Below are 18,269 nucleotides of genomic sequence, written 5' to 3' on the forward strand. Positions count from 1 at the left end.
CGTGGAAGGCGTCGCCGGCACCTGGAAAGACCTCACCGACAACGTCAACGCCATGGCCACCAATCTGACCGGCCAGGTGCGTAACATCGCCGAGGTGACCACTGCGGTGGCGCAGGGCAACCTGTCGAAGAAGATCACCGTGGACGTGAAGGGCGAGATTCTGGAACTGAAGAACACCATCAACACCATGGTGGATCAGCTGAACTCGTTTGCCTCCGAAGTGACCCGCGTGGCGCGCGAAGTCGGCACCGAAGGCAATCTCGGCGGTCAGGCCCGCGTGGAAGGCGTCGCCGGCACCTGGAAGGACCTCACCGACAACGTCAACCTGATGGCGGCCAACCTGACCGGCCAGGTGCGTAACATCGCCGAAGTGACCACTGCGGTGGCGACGGGTGACCTGTCGAAGAAGATCACCGTGGACGTGAAGGGCGAAATCCTGCAGCTGAAAGTCACCATCAACACCATGGTGGATCAGTTGAACTCGTTTGCCTCGGAAGTGACCCGCGTGGCCCGCGAGGTCGGCACCGACGGCAAGCTGGGTGGCCAGGCCCGCGTGGAAGGCGTCGACGGCACCTGGAAGGATCTCACCGACAACGTCAACATGATGGCGGAAAACCTGACCAACCAGGTGCGCGGCATTGCCGAGGTCGTGACTGCGGTGGCGAGGGGCAACCTGACCCGCAAGCTGGAAGTGGAGACCAAAGGCGAGATCGCTGCGCTGGCCGATACGATCAACTTCATGATCGAAACGCTGGCGACCTTCGCCGACCAGGTGACCAACGTGGCCCGCGAGGTCGGCATCGACGGCAAACTCGGCGGTCAGGCCAAGGTGCCGGGCGCCGCCGGCCTGTGGCGCGACCTGACCGACAACGTCAACCAGCTGGCTGCAAATCTGACCACCCAGGTGCGCGCCATCGCGGAAGTGGCCACCGCAGTGACGAAGGGCGATCTCACGCGATCGATCAGCGTGGAAGCACAGGGCGAAGTCGCGGTCCTGAAAGACAACATCAACGAGATGATCCGAAATCTTAAGGACACGACCCTTAAGAACACGGAGCAGGACTGGCTCAAGACCAACCTCGCCCGCTTCTCGCGCATGCTGCAGGGCGAGCGCGACCTGAATACCGTGACCAATCTCATTTTGTCGGAGCTGGCGCCGCTGGTGAATGCCCAGTACGCGGTGTTCTATGTCACCAACCGTGATGGCAACACGGTCGTGCTCGATCTGGTGGCCTCCTATGCTGCCGAGCGGCCGGTCGAACTGGCGAGCAAGATCCGTCTGCGCGAAGGCCTGATCGGCCAGTGCGCCGCCGATAAACGGCGCATGCTCCTGTCGCCTGTACCGAAGCGGTATCTGCGCATCGGCTCTGCCCTGGGCGACGCCGAGCCGGCCAGCATTCTGGTTCTGCCGGTGTTGTTCGAAGGCGAAGTCAATGCCGTTATCGAACTGGCCAGCTTCAGCAACTTCAGCGACGCCCACCAGCTCTTCCTTGACCAGCTCATGGAAGGCATCGGCATCGTGCTGAACACCATCGCCGCGACGATGCGCACCGAGGGCCTGCTGCAGCAGTCGCAGCTGCTGACCCGTGAGTTGCAGAGCCAGCAGGAAGAACTGAAGACGACCAATGACCGCCTCGAACTGCAGGCCAAGTCGCTGCGCGAGTCCGAGGAACTGCTGAAGAACCAGCAGGACGAGTTGCGCCGCACCAACGAAGAACTTCAGGAAAAGGCGATCCTGCTGTCGAATGAGAAAAAGCAGGTCGAAGCCAAGAATATCGAAATCGAAATGGCGCGCAGCGCCGTGGAAGAAAAGGCCGAGCAGCTCGCGCTGACCTCAAAGTACAAATCCGAGTTCCTGGCGAACATGTCGCACGAACTGCGCACGCCGCTGAACAGCCTGCTGATTCTCAGCAAACTGCTATCCGACAACCCCGACGGCAACCTGACCGACAAGCAGACGGATTTCTGCCGCACGATTCATGCCGCCGGCTCCGACCTGCTGTCGCTCATCAACGACATTCTCGACCTGTCGAAGATCGAATCCGGCACTGTCACCCTGGATGTGGGCGACCTGCCGCTTGAAAATCTGCGGATGCATATGGAACGCACCTTCACGCAGATCGCCAACGACCGCAAACTCAGCTTCAACATCAGGTTCGACAACGTTCCCGCCACCATCCGCACCGACGAGAAGCGGCTGCAGCAGGTGGTGATGAATCTGCTGTCCAATGCCTTCAAGTTCACCCATGAAGGCGGCGTGACATTGAGTGCCACCGTGGCGCCGCATAACTGGTCCACCTCGCACCGGCTGAGCAATTCCACCAGCACCGCGCTGGCGATTTCGGTCACCGACACCGGCATCGGCATCCCGGAGGACAAGCAGCGCCTGATCTTCGAGGCATTCCAGCAGGCCGACGGCACCACCAGCCGCAAATACGGTGGCACCGGCCTTGGCCTGTCGATCAGCCGTGAAATCGCCCGTCTGCTGGAAGGTGAAATCCAGGTCACCAGCATGCCGGGCCGCGGCAGCTCCTTCACCCTGTATCTGCCGCTCGACTTCCAGCCCGCCGTCGAACAGCACCACTTCAGCCGCTCGCCGGCACGCTTTGTCAACAGCGGCGCCGATGCCGGCCTCGCCCTCCTCGCCCCGGTCGAGATCGACGACGACCGCGACCGCCTGCAGGCCGGCGATCCCGTCGTCCTGGTCGTCGAGGACGATCTGGGCTTCGCCTCGATTCTGCTCGATCTCGTCCGCGAGCGCGGCGCCAGAGGAATTGTCGCGACGACGGGCGCCGGTGTCCTGGCCCTCGCAAAGCGGTATCAGCCCAACGCCATCACGCTGGATGTCGGCCTGCCCGACATGGATGGTCTTGCGCTGCTCGATCTGCTGAAGCGCGACCCCGCCACCCGGCACATCCCGGTTCATATGATTTCGGGCGATGACCTGCAGGTCGGTGGCCTGATGCTGGGGGCGCATGGCTTTACCGGCAAACCGGCAGATCGCGACACCTTGCTGGCCGCACTGGAAGAGGTCAGCCGCTACTCTCAGCACCATACGCGCTCGCTGCTGCTGTTCGACCAGAATGCAGCGCATGCCGAAGCCACCGCAAAAATGGTGCAGACCGGAGACATCAATGTCACGGTCGCCTCCTCGAAGGCCGGCCTTTCGGCCTGTTTCGAGGCCATGAAGCCGGATTGCATCGTGGTGGATGCCACCTCCTTCGATGATGAATCGGCCGAGATCGTGCGACAGTACCGGGCGCAGCAGGGCCGCGACCATATCCCGGTCATCGTCTATTCCGACCAGACTTTCCCGCCCTCCGGCAACGGCTCCCGCTCGGTGCGGAACGATCTGCTGCTGGAAGCCAAGGGCAAGGGCGAGTTGCTCAAGGAGACGTCGCTGTTCCTGCATCAGGCGCTCAGCGGCATGACGATGGACCAGCGCAGCCTGATCGGCCAGATCCGTCAGAAGGATCCTGTGCTGCGCGGCAAGAAGGTGCTGATCGTCGATGACGACATCCGTAACATCTTCTCGCTGACCAGCGTGCTGGAACAGCATGAAGTGCGGGTCATCTATGCCGAAAGCGGTCGCGACGGCGTGCAGATCCTGCTGAACGAACCCGATATCGACGTCGCCCTGATCGACATCATGATGCCCGACATGGACGGCTACCAGACCATGGGCGTGATCCGCCAGCATGAGCAGCTGCGTGGCCTGCCGTTGATCGCCGTGACTGCGAAGGCCATGAAGGGAGATCGCCAGAAATGCATGGAGGCCGGCGCCTCGGACTATATCTCGAAGCCGGTTGACGTCGATCATCTGGTCTCCCTGCTGCGCGTCTGGGTGCTGCGCAGCCAGATCCATGCCGTGGCCGGCGAGTGATCCGGTGATGCAGGACCAGATGCAAGCCGAGACCGCGACACCAGATACCAGCCTGACCGGCGCGGTGCCGGAGGATGCGGCGTCCGACAAGGCCAAGATCCTGATCGTCGACGACGACGAGCGGAATCTCACGGCATTGCAACTGATCCTGGAGGAACTCGGCGAGGAGCTGGTGTTCACGCGGTCCGGCGAGGAAGCCCTGCGCTACCTGCTGCATAACGATTGCGCCCTGATCCTGATGGACGTGCTGATGCCGGGCATGGACGGTTACGAAACCGCCGGTCTGGTGCGCAGCCGCGAACGGTCGCGCCACATCCCGATTATTTTCCTCACCGCCGTCAGCCGCAACGAGGTGCATGAATTCAAGGGCTATACGGCCGGTGCCGTCGACTATGTGTTCAAGCCGATCGAACCCTTCATCCTGCGCTCGAAAGTGGCTGTCTTCGTCGACCTCTACAAGAAGACCCGCGAGATCAGCCATAAGGTCGAGCAGGAACGCCGCCTGCTGCTGGAGAACCAGCAGGCGCAGGCGAGCCGCCTGGCCGCGGAAATGGCATTGCTGCGCGCCGAGGAAGGCCAGGCCCTGATCCTGCGGTCGCTACCGATTGCACTCTACTCCATGTCCGCCGACGCTCCTTTTCAGGCGCGGCTGAAGATCAGCGAGACCGTGCAGGGACCATCCGGCTTTGCGGCCGACCGCTTTCTTGAGCCGGGTTTCTGGTTTCACCGGATCCATGTCGACGATCAGCCGCAGGTCCGGCAGTTGTTCGAGCGGCTGCCGGAAACCGGCAGCTGCGTGACGGAATATCGCTGGCTCTGTGCCGATGGCACCATGCGACATTTTCTCAATCACGCCGTCTATCTGGCACGTGGCGAGGATGCCGCGCCCGAAATCGTCGGCAGTTGGCTGGATGTCTCCGAACGCCGCCTGCTGGAACAGCAGGCGGTGCATGGACAGAAGATGGATTCGCTGGGCCGCCTGACCGGCGGCATCGCACATGACTTCAACAACATGCTGACGGTGGTGATTTCCAGCCTGGACCGGATGCGCCGGGCGACAGATTCCGGAAATCCTGCTGTGCGGAATATAGATCTGGCATTGAGCGGCGCGCTGCGCTGTGCCGATCTGACCAAGCGTCTGCTGTCTTTTGCCCGGCATCAGCAGCTCGAGCCACGGCCGCTCGACCTGAATGCCCTGGTCAGCGACACCGAAGTCATCCTGCGCCGGCTGATCAGCGACACAATCTTCCTCGATGTGCTGCGGGCGCCGGATCTGTGGCATGTCTATGCCGATCCGATCCAGCTGGAATCCGCACTTATCAACCTGGCGGTCAATTCACGCGACGCCATGCCCGAGGGCGGACACCTGACCGTGGAAACCAGCAATGTTGTCATCCGGGCCGCAACCGGCAGCGACATTCCAGCCGGAGAATATGTCTCGCTGAGCGTGACAGATACCGGTATCGGTATTCCGCCGGCGCATATCGACAAGGTCTTCGAGCCGTTCTTCACCGCAAAAGAAGTCGGCAAGGGCACTGGCCTCGGCCTCAGCATCATCTACAGCTTCGTCCGCCAATCCGGCGGCTATATCCGGCTGAGCAGCACGGTTGGAAAAGGCACCACGATCCAGATCCTGCTGCCACGCCTGCTTGCCGCGCTGGAGCCGCAGATCGAAGGCGCACCGATTGCTGACATTCCGAAAGCGCAGGCCGGCGAGAAAATCCTGGTCGTCGAGGACGATCCTGCCGTCCGGGTCGCCGTCTCCGCCTTCCTGCACGACCTCGGCTATGCCGTACTTGAGGCGGACAATGGCGAGACCGCTATCGCCGCCCTGAAAGGCCGCGACGGCGTGACGCTGGTGTTTTCGGATATTGCTATGCCAGGTGCATTCAACGGTTATCAGCTCGCCGCCGAAGTCGCATCGCTCTACCCCGAACTGCCGGTTTTGCTGACCTCGGCCAATGCCGGCGGCGTCACCAACAGCGCGCAACATCTCTACGACTGGCCATTCCTGCAGAAACCCTACCGCAATATCGATCTCGCCCTCGCCATCCGGCAGGCGATCAGCGAGAAGCCGCAAAGCTATCTGCGCGGCTGATCAGCGGAAGTTTCGGCCGTCCGGGAAAGTCTCCATCACCTCGCGGATCTCGCGCGGTCGCGCCGCCAGCGGATCGCGCAGCGGCTTCTTCACTTCGTCGGCAGGCGACAGCATCTCGCCGAAATCGTTTTCCCAGTCGATCTCGCCCAGGCCGGTCAGATAGGGCGTGCCGTCCGCGATACGCTCGGCCACCACATGCACGACCGTACTCTCGCGTTGCAGCCGGCCTTCCACGATCATCATGCGGCCGCCCAGCACCTCGCGCCGGAAAGCATCGAAAACGCGCGGCCAGATGATGATGTTGGAATCGCCTGTCTCGTCCTGCAACGTGGCGAAGATCACGCCCGACGCCGTGCCCGGCCGCTGGCGCACCTGCACCAGCCCGGCGATACGGATTCGCTTGTTCACATCGAGCGTCTGCAGGTCCTTCGCCGTCACCAGACCAAGGTCGCGCAGTTGCGGGCGCAGCAGAGCCAGTGCATGCGGCCGCAGCGACAGCGAATTAGCGCGGAAATCCTGGATCACATTCTCGCCCGTGGTCAGCCGTGGCAGGCTGGCATCCTCCTCGCGATCGTCCAGCGCGGCCGGCGGCGCATTGCTGCCGCGCGGCTGCGCCGCCGTATAGTCGAACAGCGGCAGCGCGCCGTCATTCAGACCCTTGATGGTCCAGAGCGCCGAGCGGCGGTCGAGGCCGAAAGACCCGAAGGCATCGGCGCGCGCCAGCTGTTCCAGCACGGCGACCGGCAACTGCGTGCGGCGCCACAGATCGCGGAGATTGTCGTAATGCTCGCCACGCTGCGCCGCGATCCGGTCGGCATCGTCCTGGCGGAAACCCTTGATCTGGCGGAAGCCCAGCCGCAGGGCCTGGCCATGTCGGCCATGATGCGGCTCCAGCCTGTGATCCCAGTGGCTGTAATTCACGTCTATGGGCCGCACCTCGACGCCGTGATCCCTGGCATCGATCACCAACCGCGACGCTGAATAGAAGCCCATCGGCTGCGCATTGAGAATGGCGGCCGCGAAAGCCGCTGGATAATGGCATTTCAGCCAAGAGGAGACATAGGCGAGGATGGCGAAACTGGCCGCATGGCTTTCCGGGAAGCCGTAATCGGCGAAGCCTTTCAGCTGCGAGAAGATATTCTCGGCGAATTCGCGGCTGTAGCCATTCGCCAGCATGCCGTCGATCAGCTTGTCGCGGTACTTTCCGATGGTGCCGTTACGCTTGAAGGTGGCCATGGCGCGACGCAAGCCATCGGCCTCACCGGCCGTGAAGCCGGCGCAGACCATCGAGATGCGCATCGCCTGTTCCTGGAACAGCGGCACACCATGGGTCTTTTCCAGCACCGGGCGCAGGTCTTCCTTTTCATAGGTGATCAGCGCCGGATTCTTCCGTCGCTGCAGATAAGGATGCACCATATTGCCCTGGATCGGGCCCGGCCGGACGATGGCGACCTCGACCACCAGATCGTAAAGGTCGCGCGGCCGCAGCCGCGGCAGCATGCTCATCTGCGCCCGGCTTTCGATCTGGAACACGCCGATGGTGTCGGCTTCGCAGATCATATCGTACGTAGCCTCATCATCCTGCGGCACGGTGTGCAGTTCATATTTTTTACCGTAATGCCGTTCGATCAGGCCGAAGCACTTCTGAATGCAAGTCAGCATGCCGAGCGCCAGCACATCGACCTTCAGGAGGCCCAGCGCCTCCAGATCGTCCTTATCCCATTGCACCACGGTACGATCCGCCATGCGGGCATTCTCGACCGGCACCAGATCGGCCAGCGGCCCGTTGGTGATGACGAAGCCGCCAACATGCTGGCTGATATGGCGCGGAAAGCCGACCAGTTCATTGGCCAGTTGCACAGTGAGTCGGATCAGCTTCGAATCCGGATCAATGCCGGCATCGCGCAAAGCTTCGGCCGAATAGCGCTCCTTGCTCCACCAGTGCAGTGTCTTGGCGATATGTGTGATTGCATCCATCGACAGGCCGAGCGCCCGTCCCACGGTACGCAGGGCTAGCTTGGTGCGGAAGCTGATCACCGTGGCGGCGATGCCGGCGCGATCACGGCCGTATTTACGGTAGATATACTGGATCACCTCTTCGCGGCGCTCGTGTTCGAAATCAATGTCGATATCGGGCGGCTCGGCACGCTCAGCCGAGATGAAGCGCTCGACCAGCAGATCCTGACTTTCGGGATTGACCGAGGTGACGCCGAGGCAATAGCAGATCACCGAATTGGCCGCCGAACCGCGACCCTGGCAGAGGATGCCTTCGCTTCTCGCGAAACGCACGATGTCGTTGACGGTGAGGAAATAGGCCGCGTAGTTCAACTGTTCGACCAGCCGCAGCTCATGCTCAATCTGGCCGCGCACCTTGGGTGGAATACCATTCGGGAAACGGTTCTGTGCACCCAGCCATGTCAGGCGTTCCAGCTCGGCCTGCGGCGTGGCGCTCTCGCCTTTGCTCTCTTCCGGATAGACATATTTCAACTCGGACAGCGAGAAGCGGCAGCGCGAAGCCACGTCCAGCGTGCGCGCCAGCGCCTGTGGATGGCCGCGGAAAAGCTCTGCCATCTGCCCGGCCGGCTTGAGATGACATTCGGCATTGCTTTCGGCGCGCAGGCCCAGCTGCTGCACCGTGCATTTATGCCGGGTTGCCGCCAGCACATCCTGCAGCCGGGCACGGTCCGGGTGGTGATACAGCACATCGTTCATCGCCAGCAGCGCCACGCCCTGCTGCTCCGCTATGCGAGCCCAGATCTCGATGCGCTGCCGGTCGCCGCCGCGCAGCAGGTTGGAGATTCCCAGCGACAGATCGTCGCCAATCCGCACGTGTAAACCCTGTAAGCGGGCAATGAAATCCGGGTCTGGCCGTTCCGGCGCCAGCAGCACCACCTGCTGGCCTTCGATGCGGCCGAGGAAATCGGCCCAGTAGAGCAGGCATTCGCCCTTCGGTACGCGCCGGCGGCCGAGCGAGATCAACTGGCTGAGGCGGCTGTAGGCCGCAAGATCGGTCGGCAGGCAGAGCACAGATGGCGCATCGGCGAAATCGAGCTGCGCGCCGATGATCAGTTGGATATCGGCGTCTTTTGCGGCCGTATGCGCACGCACCACACCGGCCAGCGTGTTGCGATCCGTAATGGCGATAGCTTTCAGGCCGAGACTGGCTGCCTGCTGCACCAGTTCCTCGGCATGGCTGGCGCCTTCGAGGAAAGTGAAATTCGAAAAGCAGTGCAGTTCGGCATACTCCGTCATGCGAAGAATCCATGCACGAACCACTTTTGCGCGCTGCGATACAGCCAGTAGCGTCGCCCGACCACATCCTCGACCTGGAAGTAATCGCGATGCGTCGGCGCCATGCCGTCATGCATCCATTCGCCGCGGATGCGTTCCGGGCCGATGGTCTGCGCGATGCCGCGTCGCAGCCGTCGCCAGGTAAAAGCGGTGCCATCCTGCGCCATCTCGATGCCTTCCGGCTGGATCAGCCGCAGCGGCCGCGGTTCCAGCTCCGGCATCGGATTGCTGCTGCGCGCCATCGGCGGCAGGCGTGCGACGGACTCCTCCGGCGTATGGCGCGACAGCGGTTCGAAGCGGAAGACATTCCCCGCACCCAGCCGTGCCTGCAGCCGGTCGATGAACTGCGCCTGGTTGCTGACGCCGGTCTCATCGCATGCGTCCAGCCCGGTCTGTTCGGCCGAGAAAGGATCGGCGCTCACAGCTTCAAGAATAAACGCTTCGAAGCCGAAGCCGGGCATCAATCCGTCCAAGGGCTGCCGGAACAGGCGGGCGAGATGCTGCGGTTTGCGGCTGGGATAAGACGTGCCGATCTGCAGGCTCTGCACGTCGCCATCGACGCGGTAGGCGTGCAGCGCCAGTTGCCGCGCGCCACGCTGTTCGTGTTCCAGCAGCAGACACAGCGCCGCCAGAAGCTGTCCCAGCACGGCATCGATCGCTTCGCGAGTGATCACCGGTTCCGGCAAACTCGCATGGCTGCGCCAGGGCGATGGCTGCCGGCGCGGCGAGATTGGCTCATCCTGCCGGCCGGCCAGACGATCCAGCCGTTCGATCAGATGCGGGCCGAAGCGCTGCACCAGCGTCGCGCGCGGACGGTTGGCGAGATCGCCGATGGTTTTCAGGCCCAGCCCATGCAGCGTTTCAGCGATCTGCTCCGGGATGCGCAGCGCCTTGACCGGCAGCGGATGCAGGAAGTCCAGCGCCGCCGGACGGCCGGGCAAAGGCCCGCCCTCGCCATGCCGCGCCCAGGCCCAGGCGGCGGCCGGTGTATCGGCGATGGCCATGCGATGGCCGAGCTGCAGGCGGCGGAAGGCCTGCGCCATCTGGTCCAGCATCGCCATCTCGCCGCCGAAAAGATGCGGCACGCCGCTGACATCGAGGATCAGGCCATCCTCGCCGTCGACCGCCACCCAGGGCGAATAACGGCCGCACCAGTCGGCCAGCCGCTGCAACGCCGCCATATCGCCATCGGGATCAGCCGGCGCCGTGATGAGCGTGGGCACCAGTGCCATCGCATCGGCCAAGGTCATACCGGTGGCGACACCCATTTTCTGCGCCACCAGATTGGCTGCGGAAATGCGTGCGGTGTTCGCCGCGGTGGCGACCAGCGCGAAGGGCCCGGTGGCCGGGCTACGCTGCCGCGCTTTCAGCCGGTCGGTGGGCCAGCGCGGCAACCAGACGGAAAGATAACGACGCATCATCCCACCTCAGTATCCAGCTGCCGCCGGCCTCGGCGCCGCGGCAGCGTTCCAGCGTCACCTGCCAGGCCGCGCGGCAGTCCTTGCTGCGCGCCGGCTCGATCAGCCATCGCGTCAGCGCCGCCGAGGTCTGGCGCCGGCGACGGATCAGGAAGCCGATATTGCTGCTGGCTTCGGCGGCCAGTTGCAGGCGTTTGGTTTCCGTCAGATCGGCATCTTCCACTTCGGCCACCACGGCACCGATGCCGGACTCGCGCAGGCCTTCTTCTGCCGCCCAGAGCCGGTCGTCGTCGCGCCGGGCCTGCGCCACGATCAGCCGTTTGTGGTCGAAGCCAAGCTGACTGAGGCCCGGCGCAAACAGATCGGCGTAAGGTGTGACCCAGAGTATTGGTGTGCTGGGCAGCCGATTGATCGCCTTCTGCCGGCCGAGCAGGGCGGCAAGGAAACCGGTGATCGCCGGCAGGTCGCCGACCACGTCATGGATACCGCCGCGCAGCAGGCCGCAGCCCGGCAGCTGGCTGTCGATCTCTGCCACGCCGACCGGGATCGCCGCAGCGGCAGAGCGTCGCCCAGGTCCGGCCATGCGGGCAAGCTGGTCGCGCAGCTGCTGAATCGAGGGGGGATGGATCATGCCTTATCAGTACGTCGACATGATTAAGTTGGCAATATGTTCTTTTTCCTAGCCTAAAAGCCTATATAGCAGCAGACAAACAGGAACAAATCAATATCTAGTGGTTCCGACCCCTGTGGCGAAGCCGTATCAACGCCCCCACGCGGCTTTTGAACCTGCACCAGCGCAATGCGTTGCCCTTTCCGCGACAGCATAAAGGAGGTCGGGATGCCCCGTGGCGACAAATCCAGCTACACGTCGAAACAGAAACGCAAAGCCGCGCATATCGAGGAAGGCTACGAGAAGCGCGGCGTCAGCAAGAAGGAGGCGGAAAGCCGCGCCTGGGCGACGGTGAACAAGGAAACCGGCGGCGGCAAGAAAAGCGGTTCAGGCCGCGGCAAGACAGAAAACCGCAGCGCCTCCAAGAAGGGCGGCAAGAAAGGCGGCGCTGCTTCAGCTGCACGGCCAAAAGCCGCCCGCAAGAAAGCCGCCAAGAAGGCTGCCGCCACTCGCAAGCGTCGGGGCAGCTAGGTGAGCGCCGCCATGCCGCTGAAAGTCGTCGCGCTGAACTGCACGCTGGAATCGTCCTCGGCAAAGAAGACCTCCTCTACGGAAAAACTGCTGGCCCGATCCTGACCGCTTTCGCGAAACAGGACGTCACGGGCGAGATCATCCGCATCGCCGACCAGGACGTGAAACCCGGTGTCGCCTCGGATGAAGGCAGCGACGACGCGGCCATAAGACACCATCCCGGCCAGTGCCGTGGCTTACTGGGTCGGCGAGGCGATGAGCAAAGTGAACTATGCCGACCTGCCGAAAACGCTCAGAATGTGCAGCAGTCGATCGAGAGCCTGGCGCGAAATGCGGCACATCTAGCCGGCTGGCTGTCGCAGAACCAGTATCCTGGGGCAAAAGGTTAGCGCCGCCAGCTTCCGATGATTTCTTCCGTAGCCGCAAGCTCGACCTGCAGGGACAGCCGCGAACGATAGAATTGCACCAGCGCGTCATGCGTCTGGTCGCTCGAACTGCAGATCGCGTCGATAGCCAGTACCACACGGAAGCCGAGATCGACTGCACCCAAGGCAGTCGCCAGCACACAAACATCGGTTTCCGCCCCGCTGATCACCAGCGTCGAAACCTGCCGCGCCATCAGCAACTCGCGCAGCCGGTGCCCGGAGAAAGGCGAATAGACCGGCTTGTCCAGCACGACGGCCGGTGGCACGAAGGCCTGCAATGGCGCGATCAGATTCAGCAATTCCGGATCGATCCGCGCACGCGTCAGTTCTTGCCAATGACGATAGTAGCGCTGCCAGACACCCGCCATATCCTCTGCCGCAGCCGGTGGAATGAAACGGGTGAATATGGTGCCGTCCGGTACATGCTCCACGAGACGGAGGACCGCCGGCAGCACGCGCTCGGCCCAGTCGGCGCGCCAGGGACTTTCCGGCTGAAAGACCAGATTCTGCATATCGATGCACAGATGCGCGGCCTCCGCACCCAGCACGCCGAACCTGAGACCATCCTGCTTCATCCGGCGAGAACGCTCTGGCAGAAGGCTTGTTCCCCTGGAACCTTCACGCCGCGCTGGAGTTGACCGGGCATGGACGTCCAGGATATTACGCGCATCTACCTGCTCTTCGTCATACTGCCGCTCTGGGTGCTGGTGGCGGCGGCTGACTATCTTTGCCATCGCGCTTCAGCCATCGAACGAACCAGCGGCCTGTCAGAGACTGCGCTGCATTTCCTGCTGCTAGCCGAGGCTGGCGCCGCGGTGCTGGCCGGACTGTTCCTCGAGATCAATGCTCTGGTCCTGCTGTTCATGCTGCTTGCCCTGATCGCGCATGAACTGACTGCCTACTGGGATGTCGCCTATACCTGGACGCGGCGCGAGATCACTCCGCTGGAGCAGCGCGTGCACGACTATCTCGGCGTCATTCCCTTCATGGCTTTCAGCTTCGTCCTGGTACTGCACTGGGACGCCGCAGCTCTGCTGTTCACGACACCCGCAGATGCAGCCAACTGGACCATTGCCCTGAAGGAAGAACCGCTACCGGTTGTCTATATTGTCATGCTGTTAGCCGCGATCCTTCTGCTGGACCTGCTACCTTATCTGGAAGAACTGCTGCGAGACCTGCGCTGGCGCAAGGAGAGGCGGACATGAACGTTTATGATCTAGAGATCACCTTCAAAGCGTCACCGAAATCGACATTCTTCACTCGTGAACTCGGCCTGCCTTCCACACTCGGCCGCGATATCGTCGCCGAACTGGGCAGCCGCAGTGTCCGCGTGCGCAAAGCAAAATCGCCGGGCGAGGCGCAGGAGATCGCGCATGAGCTGCAATCCGCCTTCGAGGCACATGCCCTGCCCGACGATGTGGTCGACCGTCTGAAGAAGAAACTGGTCTAGGCCTTCGTATGGCCTCCGGCCGGCTGCAGGCCCTGGCAGAGGCGATCCACGCCTGCCGCCGCTGTCCGCTCTGGCGCAATGCCGCGCAGGGCGTCGCCGGCGAAGGCCGCCGAGCGGCGCGCGTGATGATGGTAGGCGAGCAGCCCGGCGACAAGGAAGACCGCGCCGGCCANNGCGACGTCTTCGTTACCAACGCCGTCAAGCATTTCAAGAACGAACCGCGCGGCAGGCGCCGTATTCACAAGAAGCCCAATGCGTCGGAGATCGAGATCTGCCACTGGTGGCTGGACCAGGAACTCAACTTGGTCAGGCCAGACGTCGTCATCGCACTCGGCGCCACTGCCGCCAGTTCCTTGCTCAAAAGGCGCATTGTGATCGGGCGCGAGCGCGGCAAGCCGATCCAGCTGCAGGACAGCACGGTTTTCGTCACCATCCATCCTTCCTACCTGCTGCGTATCCGCGACCATGACGATCGCGGCCGGCAGTATCGCCAGCTGGTGCGCGACCTCCGCAAGGCCGGCCGCCATGCAAGCCAATAGGCGGACTGGCATTTTTCCGGGCATGCCCGGCCGGGTAGTTTTCCGCTAGCGGACCTGCTTCGAAACAAATCTGTGACCCGCGATAAGATCGCTTTCACCCTGGCCCGACTGGTGCACAATGCAGCTCATTCCGCGGCCCCGATGAAAGGGGAAGGCATATGTTCCACTCCGCCGAAGCACCTACCGTTCTCCCGCCTGAATCCGAAGAGATTGAGCCTTCCGATCTGCGGCTGGCCGTGCGACCGCGCATCCTGCTGATCGAGGATAACCCCCTGATCGCTGAGATGATGGAAACCGCCCTGATCGAGGAAGGCTTCCGGGTCGTCGGCATTGCCGATACCGCCGACCGTGCCGTGAAGCTGGCGCGGCTGTATCACCCAGACTTGGCCGTAACCGATATCCGACTGTCGGGACCGCGCGACGGTATCCAGGCCGCGCTGCAGATCCTGCAGGAAACCGGGGCGCGCTCGATTTTCGCCACCGGCAATCTCGACACCATAGCGGTGGAACGCTGCGCCCAGGCCCGGCCGCTCGGCTGGCTGACCAAGCCCTATACCGCCACGGAACTGGTGGACGCCGTGCGCCAGGCGATAAGTTCGGTCGAAGTCGAAGTCTGACTATCGCCCGATCGCCACGCCTTCGCGGCGCGGATCGGCGCCACCGATCAGGCTGCCGTCGCTGCGCACCTCAATGCCCTGCAAACCGCTGTTGAGTTCGATCACGCTGGCCTTGTGACCGCGTGCCCGCATCGTTTCAGCTAAAGCCGCGGCAGCGGTGCCCTCTTCCAGTTCCAGCCCGGTATTGCGGTCGAGATAATGCGGCAGGCTGATCGCCTGCTGGATATCCAGCTTCCAGTCCAGCACGCCGACGATAGTTTGCGCCACATAGCCGAGGATGCGGCTGCCGCCCGGCGAGCCCACGACAAGCCGCAACGAGCCATCGGCGTTGAACACCACGGTGGGCGCCATCGAACTGCGCGGACGCTTTCCCGGCTCGATGCGATTGGCCACCGGACGGCCGTTTTCCTCGGCCTCGGCGGAGAAATCGGTCAGCTGGTTGTTGAGCAGGAAGCCATGCACCATCTGCTTCGAGCCGAACACATTCTCGATCGTCACCGTCATCGCCACGGCATTGCGGGCGGCATCCACGGTGGAGACATGCGTGGTGGAGGGCAGTTCGATGGCGCTGTCGCGACCGAATCTGCCCGGCAGCGCGCCGTGCTTGCTCGGCGGCTCGCCCGGTGCTACCGGCTGCGTGCTGCCGTGAGCGGGATCGAGCAGTTTCGCCCGGCCGGCGAGATAGCCGCGTTCGGTCATGCCTTCCAGCGGCATGCTCACGTGATCGGGATCGCCGACATAGAAATCGCGGTCGGCATAGCCCAGCCGCTCGGCCTGGGCGACCAGATGCACGGCGTCCGGCGACAGCGGCGACAGCTGCGCCAGATCGAAATACGCCAGGATGCCAAGCGCCTGCAGCATGTTCACAGCGGATGACGGCGGCGGCATGGTGCAGACGCGATAGACGCGATAGGGTGCGCAGACCGGATCGCGCACTTTGGCGCGGTAAGCGGCCAGATCCTCCACCGTCATGCTGCCCGGATTGGCCGCGTTGCGCACCGTCGCGGCAATGTCGGCGGCGATCTGCCCTTTGTAAAAGGCGTCGGCACCTTCCGTCGCCACCCGGCGCAGCACCGCCGCGAAGGGCGCATTCACCAGCAGGCTGCCGACCGGCTTTGCCGCACCAGTCTCGGTATAGAACAGCGCACGCGCCTGCGGCGTCTGGCGCAGGTGCCGGTCGTGCTCCAGCAGCGCATGCAGGCGCGGCGAGACCGGGAAGCCATCTTCGGCCAGACGGATCGCCGGCTGGAACAGGGTTGCCCAGGGCAGGCGGCCATAGTCGGCATGCACCAGTTCGAACATGCGCAGCATACCTGGCACGCCCACCGATGCGCCGCCGACCACCGCCTCCATGAAGCCCTTCTTGCGGCCGGCGGCATCAAAGAACAGCCGCCGGTCGACGCCGGCCGGTGCGGTCTCGCGGCCGTCGAAGGCGCGCAGTGTGTGCCGTGCGTTATCCCAGACCAGCATGAAGCCGCCGCCGCCGATGCCGGCCGACTGCGGCTCGACCAGGTTGAGCACCAGCGCGGTGGCGATGGCGGCATCCACCGCCGAACCGCCGGCGGCCATGATCCCGGCGCCCGCTTCGGCCGCAAGCGGATTGGCCGCCGCCGCCATGTAGCTGGCCGCCCGACTCGCCTGCTTCTCGCTGCGTCCGGTCGCCGCTTCCGGTGCGATGCTTTCGAAATTTGTCCGGGGCTGCGCAGCTGCTCCCACAGCCAGGAACAGGCCCAGCAGAACCGCCACAGCGGCCGGCATCGCTTTTTTCAGTCCTGTTCTGCGGAAAATCCCCATGACGCTCCCGTCCCTGCGTTGCGCCGGCGAATAGCCGTATGCGGCCTTATCATATGTAGGTTTGGTAAGCAGATCACGCCGTTATCGGAAAGTAAGGCAAGGCCTCGCCTGCCCTGATGTAGCGTCCGGATCAGCAACTGCAATCCGGCCGCGACACCCAGGAATGACCTTTATAGCCCCCCTGCCCGTCAATGAAGACCGGCGCCTCGCCACCCTGCGCGACTATCGCATCATGGACACCGCGCCGGACGAACGTTTCGACCGCCTGACCGCCTTTGCCGCCGATCTGTTCGGCGTGCCGGTGGCGCTGATCAGCCTGATCGATGCCGATCGGCAGTGGTTCAAATCGCGTCACGGCCTGCCGGTCAGCGAAAGCCCGCGCAGCATCTCCTTCTGCGCCCATACCATTCTGGATGACGAGCCCCTGATCGTCGAGAATGCAGTTGAACATCCGCTGTTCCGCAACAGCCCCCTGGTCTGCGGCGGTCCGGGTTTGCGCTTCTATGCCGGCGTGGCACTGACTGCCGATGATGGCCAGCGGCTCGGTACGCTTTGCATAGGCGACAACAAGCCGCGCCAGTTTTCCGATGAGGATGTGATCCGGCTGCGTCGCCTGGCGGCGATTGCCTCGGACGAACTCGAACTGCATCGCGCCCGCATACAGGCCGAAGAAATCGTGACTGCGCAGACTGCAGCCAACCAGATCAAGAGCAAGCTGTTGAGTTCGATCAACCATGAATTCCGCACACCGCTGAATGCGATTCTCGGCTTTTCGCAGATTCTGGAGATGAACATGGGCAAGCGGCTCGGCCGAGAAGAACTGGAATATGTCGCCGCCATGAAGGCTGCCGGCGAAAACCTGCTGCGGCTGAGCGACGGCATGATGACCATGGCGCAGATCGAGGCCGAGGTAGTGCCCTTCGGTATCGAAGCGGTCGGCGCGCAGGCCCTGGTCGAGGAAGTTTACGCATTGCACCAGCCCGCCGCGATGCTGAATGGCATCACCTTCCTGCGGCGCGCCTGCATCTCGGCGGCGAGTCTGCAGGCCGACCACAGCCACCTGCTGCGCATTCTGGGCAATTTCATCAGCAACGCCTTCAAGTTCACCGTACCGGGCGGCGAGGTGACACTGGGCTGCGCCAACGAAGGCGGCCGGGTGACATTTTATGTGGAAGACAGCGGTTGCGGCATCGCCGCCGACCGCCAGCGCGAAGCCTTCCAGAGCTTCAACCGGCTCGGTCGCGAAGGCAGCACGGTTGCCGGCCTCGGTCTGGGTCTCGCGATCGCCAGCCGGCTGACCCTGGCCATGAAGGGCGAGATCGGCTTCGAGAGCCGCGAAGGCGCCGGCAGCCGTTTCTGGATCCGCTTTCCCGCCACCTGAGCGTTATATGCCCTATTGCTGAACCTGCTGCTGCGCCTGCTCCTGCTGACGCTGGGCTTGCGGATTGACGCCCTGCTCGGGGCGCGGCGCCAGGTTGGGATAGACCGATTGCGGGGCTGGAGCGGATTTCGGTGGCGCAGGATGGGTGCCCTGGTTCTGCATGGCGCGATCCTCCGGTCGGTTCTGTTCTCATGCCCGAGTCAAACCGGACGCCACCACAAGCGTTCCAGCC

The 18,269-nt window shown here is 63.3% G+C and carries 15 protein-coding genes; 8 read left to right on the forward strand and 7 right to left on the reverse strand.

All coding sequences use genetic code 11. The features are described from left to right. Both CTR53_RS20635 and CTR53_RS20640 read left to right on the forward strand, forming a co-directional pair. Window positions 1-3,883, forward strand: a 3,883-nt coding sequence (locus CTR53_RS20635; RefSeq protein WP_290818189.1) for a response regulator, incomplete at its 5' end; no start/stop codon positions are given. Further along, window positions 3,864-5,981: a response regulator gene (locus tag CTR53_RS20640; protein ID WP_290818192.1), complete on the forward strand. Its 2,118-nt coding sequence runs from the start codon at window positions 3,864-3,866 to the stop codon at window positions 5,979-5,981. The genes CTR53_RS20635 and CTR53_RS20640, both read left to right, overlap by 20 nt. On the opposite strand, the gene CTR53_RS20645 is transcribed toward CTR53_RS20640, so the two are convergent. From CTR53_RS20645 to CTR53_RS20655, 3 genes are read right to left on the reverse strand one after another with little or no spacing between them, the layout of a single operon-like run. Beyond that, entirely contained in the window at window positions 5,982-9,233 is a 3,252-nt protein-coding gene (locus CTR53_RS20645) for an error-prone DNA polymerase (RefSeq protein ID WP_290818195.1), read from the reverse strand. Then, entirely contained in the window at window positions 9,230-10,693 is a 1,464-nt protein-coding gene (locus CTR53_RS20650) for a DNA polymerase Y family protein (RefSeq protein WP_290818198.1), read from the reverse strand. Before CTR53_RS20650 ends, CTR53_RS20645 begins: the two co-directional genes overlap by 4 nt. Next, window positions 10,623-11,321, reverse strand: coding sequence for a hypothetical protein (locus tag CTR53_RS20655; protein WP_290818202.1), 699 nt, complete (start codon window positions 11,319-11,321; stop codon window positions 10,623-10,625). The genes CTR53_RS20650 and CTR53_RS20655 overlap by 71 nt, the downstream gene beginning before the upstream one ends. Window positions 11,322-11,528: 207 nt before the next feature. Here CTR53_RS20655 and CTR53_RS20660 point away from each other — a divergent pair, with 207 nt between their 5' ends. Continuing rightward, on the forward strand, window positions 11,529-11,831 hold the full coding sequence (locus tag CTR53_RS20660; protein WP_290818205.1) for a plasmid stabilization protein: 303 nt from the start codon (window positions 11,529-11,531) through the stop codon (window positions 11,829-11,831). On the opposite strand, the gene CTR53_RS20665 is transcribed toward CTR53_RS20660, so the two are convergent. Beyond that, the gene (locus CTR53_RS20665; protein WP_290818208.1) at window positions 11,828-12,049 is read right to left on the reverse strand and encodes a hypothetical protein; all 222 of its coding nucleotides are present in this window, start codon (window positions 12,047-12,049) and stop codon (window positions 11,828-11,830) included. The genes CTR53_RS20660 and CTR53_RS20665 overlap by 4 nt on opposite strands. Window positions 12,050-12,216: 167 nt before the next feature. Continuing rightward, window positions 12,217-12,831, reverse strand: a complete 615-nt coding sequence (locus CTR53_RS20670) for a cysteine hydrolase (protein WP_290818211.1) — start codon at window positions 12,829-12,831, stop codon at window positions 12,217-12,219. A gap of 69 nt (window positions 12,832-12,900) precedes the next feature. Here CTR53_RS20670 and CTR53_RS20675 point away from each other — a divergent pair, with 69 nt between their 5' ends. The 4 genes from CTR53_RS20675 to CTR53_RS20690 all read left to right on the forward strand — a co-directional run bounded on the left by CTR53_RS20675 (window position 12,901) and on the right by CTR53_RS20690 (window position 14,862). Continuing rightward, entirely contained in the window at window positions 12,901-13,461 is a 561-nt protein-coding gene (locus CTR53_RS20675) for a hypothetical protein (RefSeq protein ID WP_290818214.1), read from the forward strand. After that, window positions 13,458-13,706, forward strand: coding sequence for a hypothetical protein (locus CTR53_RS20680; RefSeq protein WP_290818217.1), 249 nt, complete (start codon window positions 13,458-13,460; stop codon window positions 13,704-13,706). The genes CTR53_RS20675 and CTR53_RS20680 overlap by 4 nt, the downstream gene beginning before the upstream one ends. An 8-nt stretch (window positions 13,707-13,714) precedes the next feature. Then, window positions 13,715-14,245, forward strand: a complete 531-nt coding sequence (locus tag CTR53_RS20685) for a uracil-DNA glycosylase family protein (RefSeq protein WP_290818220.1) — start codon at window positions 13,715-13,717, stop codon at window positions 14,243-14,245. A 158-nt stretch (window positions 14,246-14,403) separates the two neighbouring features. Next, window positions 14,404-14,862 (forward strand): response regulator, encoded by a 459-nt coding sequence (locus CTR53_RS20690; protein WP_290818223.1) that lies wholly within the window; start codon window positions 14,404-14,406, stop codon window positions 14,860-14,862. Here the strand turns inward: CTR53_RS20690 and ggt are convergent, their stop codons facing one another. Further along, window positions 14,863-16,620, reverse strand: a complete 1,758-nt coding sequence (ggt, locus tag CTR53_RS20695; RefSeq protein ID WP_290818226.1) for a gamma-glutamyltransferase — start codon at window positions 16,618-16,620, stop codon at window positions 14,863-14,865. 199 nt (window positions 16,621-16,819) lie between these two features. Between ggt and CTR53_RS20700 the strand changes: the two genes are divergently transcribed. Beyond that, entirely contained in the window at window positions 16,820-18,037 is a 1,218-nt protein-coding gene (locus CTR53_RS20700; RefSeq protein ID WP_290818230.1) for a GAF domain-containing sensor histidine kinase, read from the forward strand. Between the two features lie 12 nt (window positions 18,038-18,049). Here the strand turns inward: CTR53_RS20700 and CTR53_RS20705 are convergent, their stop codons facing one another. After that, window positions 18,050-18,199 carry a hypothetical protein gene (locus tag CTR53_RS20705; RefSeq protein ID WP_290818234.1) on the reverse strand — a complete coding sequence of 50 codons (150 nt, stop codon included), beginning with the start codon at window positions 18,197-18,199 and terminating at the stop codon, window positions 18,050-18,052. Window positions 18,200-18,269: the final 70 nt, after the last annotated feature.

Origin of the sequence: Ferrovibrio sp. (genome assembly GCF_002796975.1) — a bacterium.
Classification (GTDB): domain Bacteria; phylum Pseudomonadota; class Alphaproteobacteria; order Ferrovibrionales; family Ferrovibrionaceae; genus Ferrovibrio.